The organism is Methylosinus sp. PW1 (assembly GCF_000745215.1).
Taxonomy (GTDB): domain Bacteria; phylum Pseudomonadota; class Alphaproteobacteria; order Rhizobiales; family Beijerinckiaceae; genus Methylosinus.
This window is the reverse complement of record NZ_JQNK01000006.1, coordinates 88,569-109,386: the sequence shown is the minus strand read 5'-3', so window position 1 is coordinate 109,386 and position 20,818 is coordinate 88,569. Positions and strand designations below refer to the sequence as shown.

The 20,818-nt window shown below is 60.1% G+C and carries 22 protein-coding genes and 3 pseudogenes; 5 read left to right on the top strand and 20 right to left on the bottom strand.

Annotated features, from left to right (window positions below; all coding sequences use genetic code 11):
- Window positions 1–279 precede the first annotated feature (279 nt).
- Complete coding sequence (locus K369_RS26105) at window positions 280–561, top strand: hypothetical protein (protein ID WP_156967712.1); 282 nt, start codon at window positions 280–282, stop codon at window positions 559–561.
- 493 nt (window positions 562–1,054) lie between these two features.
- Window positions 1,055–1,843, top strand: a complete 789-nt coding sequence (locus K369_RS04690; RefSeq protein ID WP_036286211.1) for an IS110 family transposase — start codon at window positions 1,055–1,057, stop codon at window positions 1,841–1,843.
- 273 nt (window positions 1,844–2,116) lie between these two features.
- Here the strand turns inward: K369_RS04690 and K369_RS26100 are convergent.
- The 3 genes and pseudogenes from K369_RS26100 to istA (K369_RS04680) all read right to left on the bottom strand — a co-directional run.
- Window positions 2,117–2,281 (bottom strand): annotated as a pseudogene (locus K369_RS26100) (IS110 family transposase); the annotation flags it as partial.
- A gap of 506 nt (window positions 2,282–2,787) precedes the next feature.
- The gene (gene istB / locus K369_RS04685) at window positions 2,788–3,516 is read right to left on the bottom strand and encodes an IS21-like element helper ATPase IstB (protein WP_024882319.1); all 729 of its coding nucleotides are present in this window, start codon (window positions 3,514–3,516) and stop codon (window positions 2,788–2,790) included.
- A pseudogene (istA, locus tag K369_RS04680) lies at window positions 3,449–5,015 on the bottom strand (IS21 family transposase). Before istA (K369_RS04680) ends, istB begins: the two are co-directional and overlap by 68 nt.
- Window positions 5,016–5,102: 87 nt before the next feature.
- On the opposite strand from istA (K369_RS04680), the gene K369_RS25255 reads away from it, so the two are divergent.
- A complete protein-coding gene (locus tag K369_RS25255; RefSeq protein ID WP_198033027.1) occupies window positions 5,103–5,666 on the top strand; it encodes a hypothetical protein in 564 nt (187 codons plus the stop codon).
- Window positions 5,667–5,670: 4 nt separating this feature from the next.
- Here K369_RS25255 and tnpB read toward each other — a convergent pair whose 3' ends face one another.
- The 17 genes and pseudogenes from tnpB to K369_RS04590 all read right to left on the bottom strand — a co-directional run bounded on the left by tnpB (window position 5,671) and on the right by K369_RS04590 (window position 17,686).
- Window positions 5,671–5,916: an IS66 family insertion sequence element accessory protein TnpB gene (gene tnpB / locus K369_RS04670; protein ID WP_084570480.1), complete on the bottom strand. Its 246-nt coding sequence runs from the start codon at window positions 5,914–5,916 to the stop codon at window positions 5,671–5,673.
- On the bottom strand, window positions 5,913–6,284 hold the full coding sequence (locus K369_RS27905) for a transposase (protein WP_051949034.1): 372 nt from the start codon (window positions 6,282–6,284) through the stop codon (window positions 5,913–5,915). Before K369_RS27905 ends, tnpB begins: the two co-directional genes overlap by 4 nt.
- Window positions 6,285–6,391: 107 nt before the next feature.
- Window positions 6,392–7,270, bottom strand: a pseudogene (istA, locus tag K369_RS04660) (IS21 family transposase); the annotation flags it as partial.
- Window positions 7,271–7,359: 89 nt separating this feature from the next.
- Window positions 7,360–8,742 (bottom strand): IS21 family transposase, encoded by a 1,383-nt coding sequence (gene istA / locus K369_RS04655; RefSeq protein WP_371033292.1) that lies wholly within the window; start codon window positions 8,740–8,742, stop codon window positions 7,360–7,362.
- A gap of 1,134 nt (window positions 8,743–9,876) precedes the next feature.
- Window positions 9,877–10,176, bottom strand: a complete 300-nt coding sequence (locus K369_RS04645; RefSeq protein WP_036288505.1) for an addiction module antidote protein — start codon at window positions 10,174–10,176, stop codon at window positions 9,877–9,879.
- Between the two features lie 5 nt (window positions 10,177–10,181).
- Window positions 10,182–10,475, bottom strand: coding sequence for a type II toxin-antitoxin system RelE/ParE family toxin (locus K369_RS04640; protein WP_026597665.1), 294 nt, complete (start codon window positions 10,473–10,475; stop codon window positions 10,182–10,184).
- Window positions 10,476–10,626: 151 nt separating this feature from the next.
- The gene (locus K369_RS24470; RefSeq protein WP_051949032.1) at window positions 10,627–10,959 is read right to left on the bottom strand and encodes a DUF1403 family protein; all 333 of its coding nucleotides are present in this window, start codon (window positions 10,957–10,959) and stop codon (window positions 10,627–10,629) included.
- A gap of 311 nt (window positions 10,960–11,270) precedes the next feature.
- Window positions 11,271–11,501, bottom strand: a complete 231-nt coding sequence (locus tag K369_RS04630; RefSeq protein WP_036288431.1) for a hypothetical protein — start codon at window positions 11,499–11,501, stop codon at window positions 11,271–11,273.
- Between the two features lie 414 nt (window positions 11,502–11,915).
- Complete coding sequence (locus tag K369_RS04625) at window positions 11,916–13,112, bottom strand: RHS repeat-associated core domain-containing protein (protein WP_036288427.1); 1,197 nt, start codon at window positions 13,110–13,112, stop codon at window positions 11,916–11,918.
- A 234-nt stretch (window positions 13,113–13,346) separates the two neighbouring features.
- On the bottom strand, window positions 13,347–13,973 hold the full coding sequence (locus K369_RS26095; protein WP_156967711.1) for a hypothetical protein: 627 nt from the start codon (window positions 13,971–13,973) through the stop codon (window positions 13,347–13,349).
- Window positions 13,974–14,151: 178 nt separating this feature from the next.
- A complete protein-coding gene (locus K369_RS04620; RefSeq protein WP_245278097.1) occupies window positions 14,152–14,715 on the bottom strand; it encodes a polymorphic toxin-type HINT domain-containing protein in 564 nt (187 codons plus the stop codon).
- A gap of 5 nt (window positions 14,716–14,720) precedes the next feature.
- On the bottom strand, window positions 14,721–15,026 hold the full coding sequence (locus tag K369_RS04615; RefSeq protein ID WP_036288421.1) for a hypothetical protein: 306 nt from the start codon (window positions 15,024–15,026) through the stop codon (window positions 14,721–14,723).
- Window positions 15,027–15,085: 59 nt separating this feature from the next.
- Window positions 15,086–15,403, bottom strand: coding sequence for a hypothetical protein (locus tag K369_RS04610; RefSeq protein WP_156967710.1), 318 nt, complete (start codon window positions 15,401–15,403; stop codon window positions 15,086–15,088).
- Window positions 15,404–15,435: 32 nt separating this feature from the next.
- Window positions 15,436–15,996, bottom strand: coding sequence for a hypothetical protein (locus K369_RS24465; protein WP_156967709.1), 561 nt, complete (start codon window positions 15,994–15,996; stop codon window positions 15,436–15,438).
- Window positions 15,968–16,270: a hypothetical protein gene (locus K369_RS25245; protein WP_198033026.1), complete on the bottom strand. Its 303-nt coding sequence runs from the start codon at window positions 16,268–16,270 to the stop codon at window positions 15,968–15,970. The genes K369_RS24465 and K369_RS25245 overlap by 29 nt, the downstream gene beginning before the upstream one ends.
- A 206-nt stretch (window positions 16,271–16,476) precedes the next feature.
- Window positions 16,477–17,199 (bottom strand): polymorphic toxin-type HINT domain-containing protein, encoded by a 723-nt coding sequence (locus tag K369_RS24460; protein WP_156967708.1) that lies wholly within the window; start codon window positions 17,197–17,199, stop codon window positions 16,477–16,479.
- Window positions 17,200–17,320: 121 nt separating this feature from the next.
- Complete coding sequence (locus K369_RS04590) at window positions 17,321–17,686, bottom strand: hypothetical protein (RefSeq protein WP_156967707.1); 366 nt, start codon at window positions 17,684–17,686, stop codon at window positions 17,321–17,323.
- Between the two features lie 789 nt (window positions 17,687–18,475).
- Here K369_RS04590 and repA point away from each other — a divergent pair.
- Both repA and repB read left to right on the top strand, forming a co-directional pair.
- Window positions 18,476–19,687 (top strand): plasmid partitioning protein RepA, encoded by a 1,212-nt coding sequence (gene repA, locus K369_RS04585; RefSeq protein ID WP_084570479.1) that lies wholly within the window; start codon window positions 18,476–18,478, stop codon window positions 19,685–19,687.
- Entirely contained in the window at window positions 19,684–20,724 is a 1,041-nt protein-coding gene (gene repB, locus K369_RS04580) for a plasmid partitioning protein RepB (protein WP_036288492.1), read from the top strand. Before repA ends, repB begins: the two co-directional genes overlap by 4 nt.
- Window positions 20,725–20,818 lie beyond the last annotated feature (94 nt).

Sequence of the window (20,818 nt, the reverse complement as noted above, 5' to 3'; positions counted from 1 at the left end):
GTTTGCATTCAACTTGCTATTTGGCAAGTTATGGAGGGTTGGGCCAGCAATATTTTCATAGTCGCTCACGTCGACGGGGCTGAGCATATCCAAACGTCGGGCGCTTTGTGGGTCGACGAGGACGGGCTTTGTAGGTGAAACGGGGTGGCCACTCGGTATATGGGAAGATTACGAAATGAGCGCAAGCGGCACGGCAACCGCCACTGGAGAATTGGTCTCGTTCGTACGGGAGCCGTTCTGTATCTTCGGGCGCGCAGGCAAAGCCTGGAGGCGGCGGTCGTGAAGAGAGAGGAAGTGGTCGCTTCGTCCACGTATGAGCCATTCACCGCTGCCCATTTTGCGGTATTCGGCTGCCCGCCTGACGAGCAGGCGCAGAGATATTGGCAGTCGATGATATCGAGTCTCTCCCTTTTACCGCCATTGTTGATTTACTTCTCTCCCGACGTGACGCTTGACAGTTCGGAGGCTTGGGCAAAATTCGGGCTCATTCACGCGATTCAGATCGATCCGGATCAATGGCCCGAGCTCGGTCCGCTCCCCTTCATCGTCGCCCACGTATGACCGGCTCGCCGGCAAATTGCCCCAAATCGAGCAGGTGGCGCGCTTGCTGGAACACATGATCGGCAAGTCGCTGTCGCCGCGCAGCGTGATCGAGCAACTTGCGGCCGAGCTTGAGGTCGCCGGCCCATCAGTCAAAGGCTTGATAGAGGCGTGCAAGCTGGAGGGGAGCGGACCTTTCTGGCGCTTGGCTTTGGCGCGCCGAGCTCCGTTCTCGAAGAGAGAGATTTACGCGGCTCTCGTTGACGTCAAGACGATGCAGACGTTGTGGCGCACACAGTGGGGACTTCAGGCTTATGAGGCAGCGTACCGTCTATCCGCTCGCTGATATGGTGGCGGTGAAGATCGTTGGAGCGCCGGGCAAGATGAGCAAGGCGAAGGTGGTGAAAATCCACTGAATACAAGGAGGTGAACTGGTGGGGTGGATGCCCCCTTCGGCCGGCGTCGTATGAAGTCGGAGGGCGCCCGGATGGGAGGCGCGACGAAGGAGGTCATTATGGCGGAGGTCCATGTCTCGGCGATTGATTTGGCGAAGCGCAGCTTTCAGGTCTGCGGAATAGCTCGCGGCGGGGTGGTTCTATTCGTTCGCACAGTTTCGCGTTCGAAACTTGAGCAGCTCTTGCCTGGGCAGACGCCCCGCATCGTCGCGATGGAAGCCTGCGACACGAGCCATTATTGGGGTCGCGTAGCGCAAGGCCTCGGCCATGAGTTGCGCCTCATCCCTCCAATTTACGTGAAGCCCTTCGTCAAGCGCCAGAAGAACGATGCCGCAGATGCAGCGGCCATCGCCGAGGCGGCTCTGCGACCGAATATGCATTGCGTGGCGGTCAAGAGTGCTGAGTATCAGGCGCGGGCAGTCGCCCTACGGACGCATCAGTGTTTCTTCAGACAGCGAACGCAATTGATAAATTCGCTGCGCGGGCACCTGGCGGAGTTCGGGACCGTCGAGATGCACCGTCTATGCACGGTTCCCGGCGTCGGTCCCATCACGACGGGCGCGGTCCTCGCCTTCGCGCTCGATCTGCGCGCTTTTTTCAGCGGCAGGAATTTCGCCGCCTGGCTCGGCCTCGTGCCGCGCCAGCATTCGGCCGGCGGAAAAACGCGGTTGGGCTCAGTCAGCAAAATGCTGCAACATAACATTCGAAAGCTGCTGATTGTCGGCACCATGAGCCGGATCCGCTGGATTGTCCGCAAGGGCGTGCTGCCCGACCATTGGCTGGGCCGCATTCTCGGGCGCGAGCCGCGCATGGTGGCGGTCGTCGCATTGGCTAACAAGATCTTATGACCTTTTTCAAGCGGAATCTGCGTGCGCGATCCACCCCGCACTCCTATGAGGCGAGGGTGAACATATTCGGCGAGGCAGAGGTCAGGACGCCGGCGTGATTTCGACGGTTGAGCCGTTTCTCATTCGCGGGTTGGATACCGCATACGGAGCTTTCGTCGTAGGGGGGCCTCGGTCCGACCCGCGGAGATCGGTCGTGCCGCTCCTAAACTTGACGGAGGATCCCTTGACCGGCGCCGACGCCCTGGCCGCTGCCTCGATGTCCTTGTGTACGCGTTACGCGCCGATGGTCTTCGGTTCGACTTGTCGCGCGATCGCCCACATGAAGCCGACGAGCTCGCGCGCGATGGCGGTGATCACGATCGGCGCCTTCTTGCCGCGCGCCAGCATGCGACGGTATCGCCCGCACAAGCGGACCTGCGCCTTCCATGCGATCTCACGGTGTCAGGAGCCATTTTGGCGTGAGAATACGTTTTAAGGGAAATCAACGAGTTAACTAAAGCCATGATGCTTGAGAATATCCATTTAATTCGATAATATCGCTTGCCGAAGCCAGCTAATTTGAGAATTTGCTGTTCCAACATTTCTATAGAATTGCGAACGGCGACGCACGACACGGCCCAGTTTTCCGGCCAAAGCGACGTGGGAAGCCGTCAAACGTGAGAATATTATTGGTCAATATTATCACGTTCGATGGCTTTTTGGATTCGGATTCGGATATTCTCAAGCCAAGATGGCTCCTGACACCCGGGATCCGTTTTCTGCAGCGCCGCCGACGCCGATCGCGCCGGCGATTGTCAATCGGCATCGAAAATTGACCCCCGATCGGCGTTCAAAATTGACCCCCTTTTGGCGTAGGGCGGAACGCGAGCGCTCGCCCCGGCGGAGCTGGCGGGGTTGCGCAGCCGGGGCGAGTGCGTTTCGGTTCGCGATGTGATCGGGAAGCGTCAGGCGCGGTTCTTGAAGCGCCAGCTTTCGTTGCCGGTCTCGACGATGTCGCAATGGTGGGTGAGGCGATCGAGCAGCGCGCTGGTCATTTTCGCGTCGCCGAACACGCTCGGCCATTCGCCGAATGCGAGATTGGTAGTGATGATGATAGAGGTGCGTTCGTAGAGCCGGCTGATCAGATGGAAGAGCAATTGTCCGCCAGATTGCGCGAAGGGCAAGTAGCCGAGCTCGTCGAGTATGATGAAGTCCATTCTCGTGAGATATTCCGCGAAGCGTCCCTGACGACCTCCTCGCGCTTCGGTCTCGAGCCTGGTGACGAGTTCGACGGTGTTGAAGAAGCGGCCGCGTTTTCCAGCGCGAATGCAATTTCTTGCAATCGCTATCGAAAGATGGCTCTTCCCCGTACCGGTTCCACCGACGAAAACACAATTACGTTGTTGGTCGAGGAAGCCGCCGTTCGAGAGATCGCGCACCAACCCTTCATTGATCGGCGTACCGTTGAACTGGAAGCCGTCGAAGTCCTTCGCCAGCGGCAATTTGGCGATCGTCATCTGATATTTGATGGAGCGCGCGTGCTTTTCGGCGATTTCCGCCTCGAGAAGATCGCCGACGATGCGTGGCGGCTCATGCTGCCTCTTTATGCCACTCGACATCACCTCGTCATAGGCGTTCCTCATGCCGAAGAGCTTGAGCTCTCCCATGAGATCGAAGAGCTTGGTGCGTTCCATCAGCCTGTTCTCCTCAATTGATCATAGCGGGCGCAGTCGGCGAGCGGCATGTGCAGCAGCATCAACGACTCGGGCGTCGGGATCGTCGGCGGGGGCGGCGGCTCGCGCCGGCGGGCGAGAATGTTGAGAATGACGTCGGCGGAATGGACGCCTTGGCCGAGCGCCTCCGCGCAGGCGGCTTCCACCGCGGTCAATCCGTCCTCGACGACGGCGGCCAGAACCTTGACCATCTGTCGATCGCCATCATTGCTGCCGGCGAGCTTGCGCCGCACGCGCTCGATCGCTCCCGGCAACACCCAGTCCTTGAACGGCGCGCCGTTCCGTAGCGCGCCGGGCTTGCGCGCGAGAACTGGCACATAATGCCAGGGATCGAAGATCGTCGCGCCGCGCCCGAAGGCCCGAGCATGTTCGGCGACCACCCGCCCTTTTTGGCGGAAGACGATGCGGTCGGCGTAGGCGTGGATCTCGACCGGGGCGCCGACGGCGCTCGCATTGACCGAGTATTTATTGTTGTCGAAGCGCACGAGGCAAGTCTTCGACACCGACGCGGTCAGCTCGTGGAATCCGTCGAACCGCCCGCGCAGCGGAACGAGCTTCGGGCGCTCTTCTTCGAATGCCTCCCAGACCGTCTTGTCCGCGATTTCCGGATGCGGATGAGCCTTGGCGTAGGTGACGCATTTATCGAGAAGCCAGGCGTTCATATCGTCGTAGGTCTTGAACCGCAGGCGCGGCGTGAAGAACCGCTCCCGCGCCAGGCCGACTTGATTTTCGACCTGGCCTTTCTCCCAGCCGGACGCTGGCGTGCAGGCGACCGGCTCGACGAGATGATGGCTGCACATTTGCGCGAAGCGACGATTGAACTTGCGCTCCTTGCCGACGAAGATCGTCTCCACCGCCGTCTTCATATTGTCGTAGATGCCGCGCGTGCAGGCGCCCCTGAAGAAGGTAAAGGCGCGATCATGCGCGTCGAAAACCATCTCCTGCGTCTCACGCGGATAGGCGCGAACGAAAGGCATGCGGCTGTGGCACAGACGCATGTGCGCCACCTTCACGGTCGTCGTCACGCCGTCGAGCACAACGATCTCGTGGCTCCAGTCGAACTGGTAGGCTTCGCCCGGCTCGAAGCTCAACGGCACATAGGCGGCCGCCGTCGCCGCGCCTTGCTCGCTGCGCCATTTGCGCGAGTAGCGACGCACAGCGTCATAGCCGCCCGCGTAGCCCAGGCCGCTCAGATCTTCGAAAATACGGATCAGGGTTAGCCGCTCGCGCGGCGCCTTCTTCTCGTTCTCCGCGAGAACCTCATCGAGCTTGTCCGACCAAGGCCCGAGCTTGGGAAACGGCTGATTGTCGCGCTCGTAAGCGAAGGACGTTGCCTCCGACCGCAGCGCCTTGCGGACCGTGTTCCGTGAAATGCCCAGATCGCGAGCGATCTCCTTGATCGTCTTGCCCTTGACGAAATGTTCGCGACGGATTCGTCCGATCGTCTCCACAATCAACATCCCCCACCACCCGCCGTTTCAACCAAAACGGGCGGACTGTCCGGACTTCACCAGAGGGGGTCAATTTTCAACGCCGATTCCCCTCGTATGGGGGTCAAACTTGCACGCCGAATAACAGTCAAGCTACAGGCGGAAGGAACCACCAAGGTTCATGTTCGGTTCAAGGGCGGCAAAATCCAGACGCTCACGACCTCGAGCCCGAAATCGTCCGCCCAGCAGATCAAGACACAGCCCGGCATCGTCGAACTGGTCGACAAGCTGCTCGACGACCACGTCTATTCCGAGATCGCCGAACTCCTCAACCAGCAAGGGTATCGCCCGGGCGAGGCTGCGCGCCGAGGGCGCCACGACGCCCGCTTCACCCCCAAACGGGTTGCCTATCTCGTTCACGAATACAAACTGCGTCCCCGTTACGACCGACTGAGAGAGCGGGGAATGCTGACCAAGAAGGAAGCCGCGGCGCGTCTGAATATCCACGAGACCACCCTCACGAGCTGGGTCAAACATGGCCTCGTCACCGGGCATTCCTACAACGGGCACTATTGCCTCTACGAAATTCCCGACAAAGACGTACCGCAAAAACAATGCAGCCGATGGAACCGTCTCGTTGACCGAGCCGCTGCCCGCGCACAAAACACCAGCGCGGCATAAACGATCAGCTGAAGCTGGAAGAGGTGTAGTATGAATGCAGATCGTTCACGAATAGGCATTGGCCCTGGCCATCATGCCAGAGAATTTTTGCCAGATCGCCGCGGCGCCCACGAAAGACGAATAAATGTCCGCCATTGGGATTGCGGCGCAACGTCTCCTGAACGATCAGCGCCAGGCTCGCATAGCCCTTGCGCATGTCGGTATGGCCGGTGACGAGCCAGACCCGCGCGTCCGCCGAGACCGGGATCATCGCCGCAACGCCTTGACCACACGCGCCAAGGCCGAGGCGTCGACATCCGCGCTGACCATGATTCTCTCGCCCGTGGAAAGCGTGATCTCCATCCGGCCGATGGTATCGGGCGCCGACGAGAGCGCCATGGCGGGAGTCGACGTGATCGTTACCGGCAAGATCGCTGGCGGCTCGCCGCTATCGCCGGCGGCGAACCTCCGACGCCAGGTGAACAGAAGATTCGCGTTCAGGCCATAGCGCCGTGCGACTTCCGCCACCGACGCGCCTTCCTCCAAGCTCTCCGCGACAATGCGGCGCTTCTCGTCCTTCTTCCAATTGCGACGCCGGCCCTTGAAACCCGCCGCACCGTCTTCATCCGCCTCGATCATCAGAGATAGTGTCCATCATCGATAGTGGACACGATCCCCGCGCCACGCGCGCGACTATCGCCAACGTCAGCACCGATCGCCAGACGGCCTTCGGCGGAGCCTTACGCCTCCGCGATCGTCCCCGGCTGCGCGCTGTGGCCAATCTCGGCCCACAGCTCGCGGCATCGCGCCTCCAGCCAGTCGTTGAGCGCCGCCAGCGACGGAAAGCTCGGGATCGGCTGCCAGAGGCGGTGACGCGCATCCTGAACGTTCTTCTCGATTTGCCCCTTTTCCCAGCCAGAGGCCGGATTGCAGAATGCGGCCTCGAACAGGAAATGGCTGACCATGGCGGCGAAGCGGGCGTTGACCTGGCGTTCTTTGCCGCGCCCGACCTTGTCGATCGCGGTGCGCATGTTGTCGTAGACGCCTCGCCGGGGCACGCCGCCCAGCACGCGGAAGGCGTGGTTGTGGGCGTCGAACAGCATCTCATGCGTCTGTTGCGGGTAGGCGCGGAGGAAGAATGCGCGGCTGTAGGAGAGCTTGAACTGGGCGACCTGCAACTTCGTCCGCTCGCCCGCGATGATCGCCCAATCCTCCGACCAGTCGAACTGGAACGCCTCGCCGGGCAGAAACGTCAGCGGCACGAACGCGCCGCGCCCGCAGGTCTGCTGCTCCCGATGCCGCGCCGCCTTCCACTCCCGCGCGAAGGCCGCCACGCGATTGTAGGAGCCGTCGTAGCCGAGGGCGACCAGATCCGCGTGCAACTGCTTGACCGTCCGCTTCTGCTTGCGCGATTTTGCGGCCTCCTGACGCAGCATATGCGCCAGCTTGTCGGCGAACGGGTCGAGCCGGCTCGGTCGATCGGGCGTGGCGAACTGCGGCTCGATGCTGTCCGAGCGCAGGTACTTGCGCACCGTATTGCGCGACAGCCCCGTGCGTCGCGCAATCTCGCGGATCGAGAACTCCTGCCGATATCGCCAGCGTCGGATGACGCTCAATAACTCCATGTCGATCACTCCCAGGTCCCCCGCGACGGTCGAGGGGGAAAGGTTCGAACATGGGTCAGTTCTCGGTGGAAAAACCCGTGCTGCCTGGGTCAGCTCTCAGTGGAAATCAACAGATAGAGCTTCAGCAGCCCGAGGCAGGTCCGAAAGCCCTGCTCGGGATGACGCCGCGCGGCGAGCACGGCGATGATGAGCCCCTCGGTGTGCGGCCCGATCGTCGCCGCCCAGCGGCGGAAGCGATCCGGCGTCCAGGCGGCGTAACGCCGGTGCGCGCTCGGCATGTGTTCCGGGGCCGTGCCGTGCCGGGCGCCCATGTAGCGGCGCTCGTGCAGGCCGACGCGCTGACCGCGGTGAAAAATCTCGATCATCCGCTCGGTGACGCGCACGTCGACCTCGGCGTGGATGAGGGCGTGCGGAACCGAGTAGAAGAAGCTCTCGACCTCGATGTGATAATCGATACTGACGCGCGCCCGCTTCCACTCGGCGAACTCCCAATCCGTCGCGGGCAAGGGGCCGAGGGCGTCGCGCTCTATTTTCTCGAACAGCTCTCTGCGGCTGATCCCCAGCTTGCGCATCGGCCGGCCGTTCATCGTCTCCATGGCGCGCGCGATAGCGGCGTTGCATTCGGCGAGCGAGAAGAAGGTCTGCCGCCGCAGGCGCCCCAGAATGTAGAACTGCGCGAATCTCACCCCGGCTTCGACCTTGGCCTTGTCGCGCGGCTTTCGCGGGCGCGTCGGCAGCACGCCGACGTCGTAATGCGACGTCAGCGCGCCATAGGTCCGATTGATCTCGGGGTCGTAGAAAGAGGACTTATTGACGCCGCTCTTGAGATTATCGGGAACCAGCAGCCGCGGCGTCCCGCCGAAAAAGCGGAACATGCGCACATGCGCGCCGGTCCAATCCGCCAGCTTCTGCGTCCAGCTCGCCTCGGCGTAGGTGAGATTGGAGGCGCCGAGCACGGCGACGAAAATCTCCGCCTCACGGATCTCGCCGGTCACCGGGTTCACGATCCCGATCCGCTTGCCGGAATAATCGACGAAGACCTTGTCGCCGGCGACGTGATGCTGCCGCATCACCGGCGTCAGCCGCCGCTCGAAGCCACGAAAAAGATCGCAGAACCGGCTGTAGCCATAGCCCTCGGGGTTGGCGTCCCGATATTCCTCCCACAGGATCATCAGATTGACCCCGGGGCGCTTCATCTCCCGCGCCAGCTCCGCCCAGTCCGGCTCGACCCGGCGTCGTTGGCCCGTCTTGAAGCCGGGGCGCGCGAACAGCCGCTGCTCCAGCGCGTCGTCACTGGTCTCTTCCGGCAGCGGCCAGATCAGCCCCGCCGCCGCCGTTCGCTTCAAATAATCCTGCACCGTGCTGCGCGCCACGCCGAGCCGCCGCCCGATCTCCCGCGCGCTCACCCCCTCATGGGCGAGCCGCAGCATCTGCCGAAGTTGTCGCATCGTGAGTTCTCTCTTCGCCGGCATCCCGTTCTCCTCGTCGATCTCGACGAAGCGGAATGCCGCAGTTGCTGACCTGTGGGCAGCAGACGAAAAGAGGACCGGAAGGGCCTCCCGGTGGCCGGCTTCAGTTCGGAACGGTGGCCGACTTCAAATCGGAACGCCGGCCGGGATCAAATCGGAATCCCTGGCCGGATTGCGTCGGAATTCGCAGTGCGGATCGTCTCGCCGTCGTCCTCATCCAGCTCCCCATCCGTCGCGTCTTTGCCCATTGTGCGCGAACCGGTGGTTGGCTCACACACCGCGCCGTGCGGTCTCCAAGCACCGCGCAAATCGGCGAGGCCCGTCGGTCGTCAACGCCCATGCCGGTTCGCGATCGGTGATGCGACGGCGCGCGAGCAGAACGGCATGCCTCCTCGAGTTGGTGCGTCGGAGTATGGGCATCCGTCTCCGCGTCATGAAGGACGAGGTCCTCGAGGCGCACGAATTCGCCCGCGCGCCACAAGGCGGCGCAGGCGTCATGGAAATGCGCGCGGAGAACGAACACTTCGGAAACGGGAATGGAGCGAAGCCGCTCGTCGAAACGCGCGAGGGCGTCCGACGCGCTCTCGAATGGCGCTTGCAGGCGCTCGAATGCAACGGAGGCGGGAAGAACAAATCCCATTTTAATTCTGCGTGAATCAAGACAATTAGCAAGTTATCTAGAATATAGCTTGAGTGACATATGAGACTTTTTTCTCTTTCACTGAACGGATCGAAATGCGGTGCCGCGACTGCGGAAAGCAAGGCTCGGAAGGTCTCCGTAGGCGAGCTTTCGGCCCGCAAATCGACGAAAACGGCTGTTTTTCTGGCCTTTCTCCTGCTCACCAGTATGTGGCGGCGGCCAACTTCGGTCTTCGGCTGCGTTTTTAAACGGTCGTTTATTAAAATCTATCGCAATTGAAAGTTCGATTTTGAGAGCGGTTGGCGAGATCAGGGCGATAGGATTTTCTTCGTTACAATGAGACTGGCAGAGGGGCGAACGGTCCGCCGTGCGGGACACTATCGGGATATCGCTCGATCGCGCCGCTGACCGACGTCTGTTTATGGCAAGACGGTAAGTGCCCAACGTATGATCCGCATTAGAGCGTGGACTTTCGCAAGCTTGCGGGACAAGGGTGCTTATTCAGCGGAATGGGCCAGAGGCTCCACCGCCAGTCTCAGCCCGAGGGCGTGAACGACGCCGAGCAAGGTTGAGAGTTGCGGGTCGCCGGCCTCGCTAAGAGCTTTGTAGAGCGCCGGCCGGGTGACGCCGGCCTTTTCGGCGATCATCGACATGCCGCGCGCGCGCGCGACGGCGCCGAGAGCCGCCGCAATGAATTTCTGGTCGCCGGACGCAAAGGCTTCCGCCAGCAATTCGACCTGGTCTTGCTCGTCGGTGAGATCATCCGCCGGATCGTAAGGAATCGTTTTGATCGTCATGGGCGTCACTCCAGTTCTGGGATCATGGCTTTGGCTTTTTCGATGTCGGCCGCTTGTGTTTTCTTGTCGCCGCCGCAAAGCAATATCACCACGATGTCGCCGCGTCGGTGAAAGTAGACCCGGTATCCCGGCCCCAGGTCGAAGCGCAGCTCGCTGAGGCCGTCGCCGAGATATTTGGCGTCTCCGAAATTGCCCGCCTGGATGCGGATCATTCGTTTCGCTATCGCTGCTCGCGCGCGCCCGTCCTTCAGAGACCCGCGCCATTCCTGAAAAATGAGCGTCTGGCGAATTTCGAGCATGTGTCTCATATAGGAGACATTTGTTGGGCCGTCAACTTCCAAAGGAATGCCGTGACTTTGCCCCAGCACTGCTCAGCAAACTGGCCTCGATCGAAGCAATCAAGCGATCCGCACCCGGGGCGGAAAGATGCTCGGCGTTGCGCAACGCTTTCTAGTCTTCGCGCAGCCGGGCCAGCCGCGCGCAGCTCGCGGCGGCTTTGAGCGCGAGGCGCTGGTGCATGACGCCGGCATAGGGCGGCTCGACGCCGTCGGGGCCGGCGCGCAACATCCGATCGAAGAGCGCGAGGGCGGCACCGGCAGCGAAGGTCGCAGCCGCAGGGGCGACGGTGGCGTCGGGCTGGCGCGCCCATCCTGGAAAAGCGTTTAATTCTACAGAGTTCGAGGCGCGGTTCGATCGCGCCGAGGTCGCGCGCCGACCGCGCGTCGGCACAGGCGCGGCGGCGTGTTCGGGGTCGGCAGGCGCGCGCTCGGCGATTCGCGGCATGACGGAATCGTAGACCAGAGCGGCGCTCTGTCACCAGATTGCGAGGAAAATGCGCAGCACCTGTCTTCCGTTATTTGTGTCCGATAAGGTTGGCTTATCGGAAATATGGCGGCGGCCGCGGTATTCCGGGCGATCGGCGCCATTTCCGGTGCCTGGGGCCGCGTGGCCCGGACCAGCCGAGAGAGTTTGAACGCTTCCGGCGACGCCCCCTCCCCGGCCGACGCCGCTCGGCTCGCTCCGGTGCATTTCGCCGAGATCGGCGTCAAGGCGAGCAATGTGCCCGTAACGCGCGCGCCGGCGAGGTCAGCACCTTACTGCATCGGTGAGGGTGCCCCCTGCGCCCGGTTCGATCCATTGGTCGCCGCCGTCGAGACGCCGATGGTGGTCCCGTCGGAGCCGAAAGCGGCGTCGAGCCGCATCTGGTTCGTGCGGGCGCGGAAGGAGCTGACGAAGCTCCAGGCGACGCCCCCATTCTTCGGCGTGCGCTTGGTCAGCTGGCCGTCGGAGCTCCATTCGTAGCGATTGTTGGCGTTCTCCAGCACGCGGTCGGCGTTGTCGACGGCGTAGCTTGCCGAGACGTGGGAGGCGATGCTTATGCCGTGCAGTTATGCATTCGTGTCCTTGTCCTCTATGTCAGGACTATAGAACCATACCCAGCGGTCTTGTCTTGACGATCTCCTTGCGGCCCAATCAATCGGCAACTGAAATATCTCTTCCACAGAACAGTCCATTTCAAGGATATGGGAGATATGAAGTACTGTTGCATCCTCAATTCTCGATGGGGGTTCTGATAAGTCGAAATCATGGTCATCACGGTCGCATAAAGCCTGAAAATCACCGCCGCCACAAGAGATTATGAGCACCGGACGTTCTCCTGTCAGCACGTGACGGCAAACCAAACAAGCTCGTTGTCCGTCGACCCTCGCTCTTTTCTCAGCTGAGTGCTCACTCATCGCTCACCTCGCTCCTTTGCGGGAGTTACACGGAACACACAAGGACGAGAAGCCCGAAATCGAGCAACCCGGAGACGGCGACGATTTGCGCGAGGGCGGACGCGGCTTCTTCACCGCCTTCACCGCGCAGGACGACATGTCGGTCACGAGGTCATAGGCGCCGACCAGCGACGGGTCGTTGGCGAAGGAGAGCGCGTCCGCCAGCACGAAGAAGGTGCAGGCGATGCGCGCGCCGATCTTCTGCACCGCGCTGCCGCTGCGCGCGGCGACCGACGCCGCATCCGCGCCCGTCGTCAGCGCGGTGGTCCCCTCCGCCGTAGTCACAATGCCGTCGCCGAGGATCGCGCCAGCGGTCGCCGAATCGATCGTCCCCTCTTCCGCCGCGGCGCTCAGCCCGCTCGGATCGCTCCAATTCTTCGGATTGTTCCAGGCGAAGCTGTAGAGGTTGGAATCGGCGCCGCCATAGCCGAGCGGATCCTCGGCGAGGAAGCGCCCGAGCGCCGGATCGTAGAAGCGCGCACGGTTGTAGTAAATATCCGGGCCGGCGATCCATTCCCGCCCCTTCCAGCCATAGGGCTGCAGGGGAAGGCTCTCCACCACCGCCAGCCGCCGACCGAAGCTGTCATAGTCGTAGCGGTTGAAGACGGTGGAGCCGGCGTTGGTGATCAAGCGGATCGAGCCTTCGCCATCGGCGTGGTAGTAGAATTGCGACCCCGTTCCCGGCGTCGGCGCCGCGCCCTGCGCATAGACTTCCGTCGCCAGCGGCTGATCGTCCAACGGCCCATGGACATAGCGAACCCATTGGTCGCCGCTGTCGAGACGGCGCCGCGCCAGCACGACGTCGGGACCGTCGTAATAGAGCTCCTCATTGCCGCGCGGAGCCGGCCATTGCGGCGACACGAGACGCCCGAACGGGTCGTAGACCAAGCCGATGGTCGTCCCGTCGGAGCCGAGAGCGGCGTCGAGCCGCATCTGGTTGGTTCGGGCGCGGTAGGAACTGACGAAGCTCCAGGCGACGCCGCCATTCTTGGGCGTGCGCTTCAAAAGCTGGCCGTCGGCGCTCCAATCGTAGCGATTGTCGGCGTTCTCCAACACGCGGTCGGCAGCGTCGACGGCGTAGCTCGCCGAAATGTGCGAGGCGATGCGATTGCCTTCCGGATCGTAGGAATAGCTCTCGATCTGCTGCGGCGGAGCGACCAAATTCGCACCGGTCAGACGCTCGACGGCGTCATAGGAGAAGGTCTTGGTTCCCGAGAGCTCGGCGAGGGCGGAGAGATTGCCGCGCAGATCATAGGCGTGGTCGAATTTCAGGAAGGGATTGCCGGCCGGCGTCGGCCGATGCGCGCGGCTCTCGCGAGCGGCCCCGTCTGCGCCTCGAAGGAGAGATCGGTTTCGAGCCCGTTGGGGAAGCGTCTTCGCGGAACAGGGGCGCTGTCAAGGCAGCTTACCTTTGGGGCCGCACTTCATCGGCCGATGGTAAGCGTCCTTGAGAGCGATACGATATTCTTCATCGGACATTTTCGACGCCAACGGATCGCTCTCAACCTTGTAATACCACGCGATACTTTCAAGGTGTTTCTTTGCAAGGATTCGCGGAGGATCGACTACGGTACGCTTGCTTGGAAGCCAAAACCTCGCTGCAAACAGTTTGTTGGCAGGCAAATCAACAGCTAAGACACTAAAAATATATTCCAGAATATCGAGTTCGCGTATGTTAGCTGTCAATCCGAGGGCGTCTCTTGCGTATGCTGCATATTTTTCAGCCGGCCAGAATGGAACGGCACTACGAATTTTGCCTCGCTCATCTTCAATTTGGAACTCTATTAATGTGTCGTTCTTTTCTAAAGCCAAAACTTTTCCAAATCTTAGCATTCCGCCAGTAAATTTCTCGCTTCGCCGCTCAGCGTTAGCTAAGTTGATCAAGGCAACGAATTCTTTTGAACTAGGCTCTGCCGGCTCAGAGAAAACTATTTTGCCGGAGGAAATCGCCTGGGCAAGACGCTCGCCGTCCAAGCCCGCTGCGCTGAGAACGCGATTCGAATGTCTGCGATCTATCGCCATAGCGGGTTCCTTCCGGTAAGGCCTGGACGCGCTCTATTATCGGCGGCCCACTCAAGGCGTGACCGCGGGTCATGGGCGCCTCTGTTCGAAGGGTAGTGACCACAATCCATTCCGGGCGGGTTTCTTATTCGTGACCAATCCCCTTTCGTTCTCGCTAGTTCCGTTTGAATCCACCCCTTTATAGAATTGGGTGTTTCGTGTTGTTCAACACATTTTTCCAGAACCATCTTGGCGCATTATGCGCTTCTGCGCCCTCGTCTCCGACGAAATAATTATGGTCCTGAGCGACCTCGAAATTATAGACGAGCGTCGAACGCTCTTCCAGTGACACATCCGCCACAGCGAGCGTCGCTTTGCGCTCGGAGACGATGCGGTCGCCTCGTTCGAGCCGACGCACCTCTACCCAGCCCTTGTCCGCCACGAAGAACGGATGCTCGCTCGTCGCATTGAGCGTCTCGCGTCGTCCATCCGGCCCGTCGAGCGTCAGATGAACGATGCTCGGCGCCGTGCGGCGGAACAGCTCGCGCACCGGACGCCAGCCCACCTCCCCGGTGAAGCCGTCGCGCGCCGCGACCAGATCGCCGATCGCTATCTCCACGATCGGCCGGCGGCCGAGCACCGTCTCGATCGGCGTCCCCGCCTCGAAGGACGAGAAGCCCGAGATCGAGCATCCTGGCGAGGGCGCGGGCTTGCGCTTGAGAGGCTGCGGTTTCTTCACCGCCTTCACCGCGCAGGACGACATGTCGGTCACGAGGTCATAGGCGCCGACCAGAGAGGGATCATTGGCGAAGGAGAGCGCAGCACGCGGTCGGCGTTGTCGACGGCGTAGCTCGCCGAAATGTGCGAGGCGATGCGATTGCCTTCCGGATCGTAGGAATAGCTCTCGATCTGCTTCGGCGGAGCCACCAAATTCGCGCCGGTCAGACGCTCGACGGCGTCATAGGAGAAGGTCTTGGCTCCCGAGAGCTCGGCGAGGGCGGAGAGATTGCCGCGCAGATCATAGGCGTGGTCGAATTTCAGGAGGGGATTACCGGCCGGCGTCAGCCAATGCACGAGGGGCTGGCGAGCCGGCCGCTCTGCGCCTCAAAGGAGAGATGAGGCGCGCTGTAACGCTACAACTTTTGCTTTTTCCACCACGCACTCGATCTGAACGCCAGCGGGATTTGTGCGCGAGGAGTGCTGAATTCGTCAAAGTTCGGAATGCTTTTTTCAACGGCCGCATACCAAGCGTCGCTCAGTGACGCGGGCATTCGACTTGCGCACCATGGACAGTAATCCAGTTGGTCGGCACTCTCCGCATAGGGGCGCAATACGAGAAACTCCCGCTTTTCGTCGTCGTAGACGAGGAAGGAGCCGTCGGTGATTACCCGGTACAAATGATCGCAACAAAATTCGTCGCGTTTCAGGCGCAACAAATAGCGCTTCTGCACCAATCTGGATCGGCGGTATGGTCGATGGATGGTCACTCGGCCCGAAGCGCTAGTAGAATTTCCTCGTGATTTACCTGTACGACCCACGAGAACGTCGCATCGAAAATGTCGATATCCTCTGCGCCGGGAAGCCAAATGTCATTTAGGACGCGAGATAATTGTTTAAGAGATATGACATTGATGGCGTCGAATTCATAGAAGTTGATGAATACAACAACCGGATCATAACCGCAGAAATCGGTAACAGCGTTATATAGGAGTGCGTCATCCCCTATTGGAATCGAAGTTGCTATCTCTTTAAAATTACGGAAAAATAATTCCCCGATTTCTTTGCCAGGCTTATGGCCATCTACGCCCAGCGACGCGAATAAGCGTTGCCGCAATATCGAAGATTCGGAGTCGGACAACGTTATTAAACCCGGAAAAGACATGCCATTTCCCGACTTGTAATCCATCTTTTCCTGTATAAGCATGCGCCTTACAGGATTTCGATATGGCCCGACCGTCCGCTGGCGCGCGCTTACCTCCAATCCCACCCAATTGATGTGCGGACCGCGTAGGTCGTCAGCAGGAAGGGTCTTCTGGCCCAACATGGATATGATCCTGAGAAGCGCTTGAGAAGTTCCCTATAAACTCAGATGAGAAATGTTTTTCTGATTTTGGTCTGAACCAACCGTTCGTGATAGCATAGTCATATAGTGGGATATCAACTGGATATTTTGTTAGTGTGCCAGCTAGGCTTTTCTCTCTAGCCCATTGCATCGCTTTGTCTTTGGATACAAAAATTGCTGACGGAAATCGACTTGAGTTCCCATTAAAAACCCAAACATCGACAATTTTGTTATCTGGAGAGTGCTCGCTGGTCACTGCTAATACCTTCTCATTTCGTCGCGGATCGCTTTCCTGATCACCTTCTTAAACATATCGATTGCTTCCTGCTGAGACTTCGTCGGCGAAGGACCATTCGAGATTGGCTTGCCGTTCTGCCCGACGCGAGTCGAGCAGCCGCCTCCGTAGATGTGCAAATGCGAAGGCGCATGGTCGTTCGGATAGATGACATCTTTAATTCCTCTTCAGTCGAAGATTGTTGCATTATGCGCTTTAGCCCCAGCATCGCCGACAAAATAAATATGGTCCTGTGCGACCTCGAAATTATAGACCAGCGTCGGCCGCTGTTCCAGTGAGACGTCGGCCACCGCGAGCACGGTTTCGCGGTCGGATTCGCGCTCGGGGATGATTCGGTCGCCTCGTTCGAGTCGACGCACCTCTACCCAGCCCTTACTCGCAACGAAGAACGGATGCTCGCTCGTCACATGCCGCGTCTCGCGCCGTCCATCTGGCCCGTCGAGCGTCGCATGCGCGATGCTGGGCGCCGTGCGGCGGAACAACTCGCGCACCGGACGCCAGCCCACCTCCCCGGTGAATCCGTCGCGCGCCGCGACGAAATAGCCGATCGCTATCTCCTCGATCGGCCGGCGGCCGAGAGCCGTCTCGATCGGCGTCCCCGCCTCGAAGGACGAGAAGCCCGAAATCGAGCAACCGGGAGACGGCGATGATTTTCGCGTTGGCGGGCGCGGTTTCTTCACCGCCTTCACCGCGCAGGACGACATGTCGGTCACGAGATCATAGGCGCCGACCAGCGACGGATCGTTGGCGAAGGAGAGCGCATCAGCCAGCACGAAGAAGGTGCAGGCGATGCGCGCGCCGATCTTCTGCACCGCGCTGCCGCTGCGCGCCGCCGCCGAGGCGGCGTCGGCTCCCGTCGTCAGCGCCGTGATCCCTTCCGCCGTCGTCACGATGCCGTCGCCGAGGATCGCGCCGGCCGTCGCCTGCTCGATCGTCCCTTTTTCCGCTACGATGCTCAGCCCGCTCCGTCTTGATGATCGAAAGTAATAGGCATATCGGCTGGCTTACAGCTCAGACGCAGGCTGGCTTCGATTCCGGCTTCCTCCACACTGAATTTTGCCACGCCTCCGAAATGCGCCTTTCGTCGAGCGCAACACACATGTCGTCGATAACTTTTGGCATTTCTTGCTCAATGAACAGAGCGACCGATGCAATATCGAATGCGAGGCTTAGAAAGGAACTCGTCTCCTTCCGAAGCAACGCCGGATAGAATACAGCGATCGCGTGCATATCCGCAGCTAGCTCTTCGCGATCTGTCGCTTCCATGCAGGCCAGAACAGCACAAATCGCTGCCTCCTTCGTCCCCGAATTATCCAGTGCCTCACGCAGAGCGTTGGCCGTTTCCGTGAATCGGTCCAACCAGCGAGTCAGTTCCATCGCCTCGGTCCCCATAGATCGCGACAATCGGTCAGGTCATTCCACCTCGGCGGGCCGAAAGGCGGATCATTGTTGCTCGGCCATGCTCCGGTCCGGCGGCAAATCGAGTCTCTGACCCGCGAACGTTCCAGGCAGCCTCTCCGGCCCGGCTCTTCACGCTTTGAGCCTTTCGGATAGAGCACGAAGCAATAGCCGCTTTCGCTTTCCCATGACGGCGTGCATGGATCGCCGTCATCATCGTCATTCGGCCCCGGGCCGCGGCCACCTCCCGCGCCCGAACCCACGCCTGCGCCTCCCCTACCCCCTGGCCGACACGCCAAAACCGGGGAAACGAGACATGGACCGGGTCCAGCTTTTACCCCCACCACCTCGTAGGTCCCGTCGCCACTCAACCACGCAGCCAACTCCGACAATTTCGTTGAAATCGCGCAACCGACTGCGGGGGCCGCCGCGACAGGAGCCACCTGGGACAATATGCCGGATTCCGTCGCCGACAATCCGCTCGGATCATTCCACCGCCTCGGATTGTTCCAGGCGAAGCTATAGAGGTTGGAATCGCCGCCGCCATAGGTGCTGCGGGACATCTCGGTTCAGCCTGACCGCGCGAGGCGATCCAAGTAGCGTCATCATGTGAAACGGCCGGTGCCAGGAGTTTGCCGCGGCAAACTTCCGCTGGGCAGGCTTGCTCGATCAATGCTCGAAAGACCCTTGCCAATGCACGCCGAATCATAAGATCGTAAGCGAGTAACGCACTTTTCCCGATTATCCGACAAACTCCGCAGAATCGGCATGAATGCAATCGCCCCCGCGCAGCAAGCATCGACGCTCAGAGCGTTGATACAACGGCACTCCCGCGAGCTATCCGAGGAGCTGGCCAATCACCGAGTCGCCAGCTTCCCTCCATCGGCGGCCAAAACCTTCCGGCGTCTTCAACCTTCTGAAGCCGCCCGGCTGCTCGGCGTAAATGAAGGGTATCTCCGTCAAATTGCCGCAAAAGGCGAGACGGCGTCTCCTGTCGCCGTAAACGGGCGTCGGACATACTCGGTCGACGACTTGCATAACATCAGGAATGCGCTTGCCAAACGCCCCCGAGCTGATCGTCGCTACCTTCAACATCGAGTGGATGGCGAGCACCTGCAGGTCATTACCGTCATGAACTTCAAAGGAGGTTCAGGCAAGACGACCACTGCCATTCATCTCGCACAGTATCTTGCCCTCAATGGCTATAGAGTCCTCGCACTTGATCTTGATCCACAAGCGAGCCTCTCTTCGCTTTTCGGACTCCAACCCGATTTAGACGTGGCGACGAACGAAACTCTGTATGGCGCGATCAGATATGATGGGCAAAGGATCCCACTTTCGGCGATCGTAAGATCCACTTACATTCCGAATTTGCATCTCGTGCCGGCGAACCTTGAGTTAATGGAGTTCGAGCATGAGACGCCGCGAGCGCTCATCTCCCACGCGGGACAAACTCTATTTTTCGATCGGGCCGCGGAGGCGCTCGCTCAAGTGCAGGCAGCATACGACGTGGTGGTGATCGATTGCCCCCCACAACTCGGCTACCTGACATTGTCCGCTCTCACCGCGGCTACCTCGGTTTTGGTCACGATCCACCCTCAAATGCTCGACGTCGCGAGCATGAATCAGTTTCTGCAAATGACCGGAGATTTACTGGAGGTGGTCGCCCAGTCTGCACCCGGCGGCGAATCCGCCGGATACGATTGGATGCGCTATCTCGTTACTCGCTTTGAACCAAGTGATGGACCACAAAACCAGATGGTCGGCTTCTTGCGCTCGCTTTTTGGAGATCACGTCCTCAATCATCCGACACTGAAAAGTACTGCGATCTCTGACGCAGGCCTTACAAATCAAACGATATACGAAGTCGAGCGCGCCCAGTTCACCCGAGCAACGTACGACAGAGCGCTTGAGGCGGTTAACCTCGTGAACTCCGAGATTGAATCATTGATACGCAGAGCGTGGGGGCGCGAGGGATGAGCCGCAAGAACATTTTCGCCGCCGTCGGACAGTCCAAGTTTGCCGCGGCAAACGATCGGGAAGTCAAGGTGGCCGACCGACCATTAGCCGACGCAACGGAACGACTAAACGCGAGCGCCTCCCCAGTTGGGTCTCTTGGCCGCGTGTTAAACGACGCTCGGCAAAAGTCACTGCGAGCGGAAGAAATGGAGCGTTCGGTCAGGGACGCTTGCGCCGTCATTGAGCTCAATCCACAAGACATTGAGCCTTCATTTGCGCGCGACCGCATGGCCGGTTACTCTCCCGAGGATCTCGATGACAGCTTTCTTGCCTCGATCCGGTCAAACGGCCAGCAAGTCCCAGTGTTGGTCCGCCCTCACCCGACTCAAGCCGGCCGGTATGAAACAGCTTACGGCCACCGACGCATAGCTGCGGCTCGCATTTTAGGCCGAACGGTACGCGCGGTCGTGAAGTCGATGAGCGATGACGAACTTGTCGTTGCACAGGGTCAAGAAAACGTCGAGCGAAATGGTCTCTCGTTTATCGAGAAATGCCGATTTGCTTACGTTCTCGAGAGCCGTTCATTTACGCGCGAGACGATAAGTGGCGCTCTATCGGTTCACAAAACCATCCTTTCGATTATGGTCTCTCTCATCGAACGACTACCCAGCGACGTCATTGACGCGATTGGACCAGCTCCTTCGACGGGTAGGCGCGCATGGTCGCAGCTAGCGGATCGCCTCGATAGCACTGTCGTGCTCGATCGAGTCCGGAACGTCATCGCGAATCCAGAGAAGTTTGCCGCGGCAAAGTCTTCCGATGAGCGATTTCGGCTCCTTCTTGCGGTCGCGACCGAAAAAGTGTCTGCGCCCCGAAAGCAGACTTGGTCTCGGGCTGACGGGCGCTCATTCGCAAGCCTAGCAGTCAGCGAAGCAAAAATTATCCTGTCGGTCGATCGCCACAAACACCCGGAGATCGCGGAGGTGATCCTCCGCCGCTTATCGGCCCTGCAGGCCGAACTTGAGAATCCCGAAAATGACCCGATGAAGGAAAGCTAAAGCAAAAGAAAAAGGCCCCCGAAACGAAACGCCCCGGAAGCCCTTCTCAGATCTAGCAGTCAGAGAATCCCACTTCCGCGAATCGCTGTCAAGA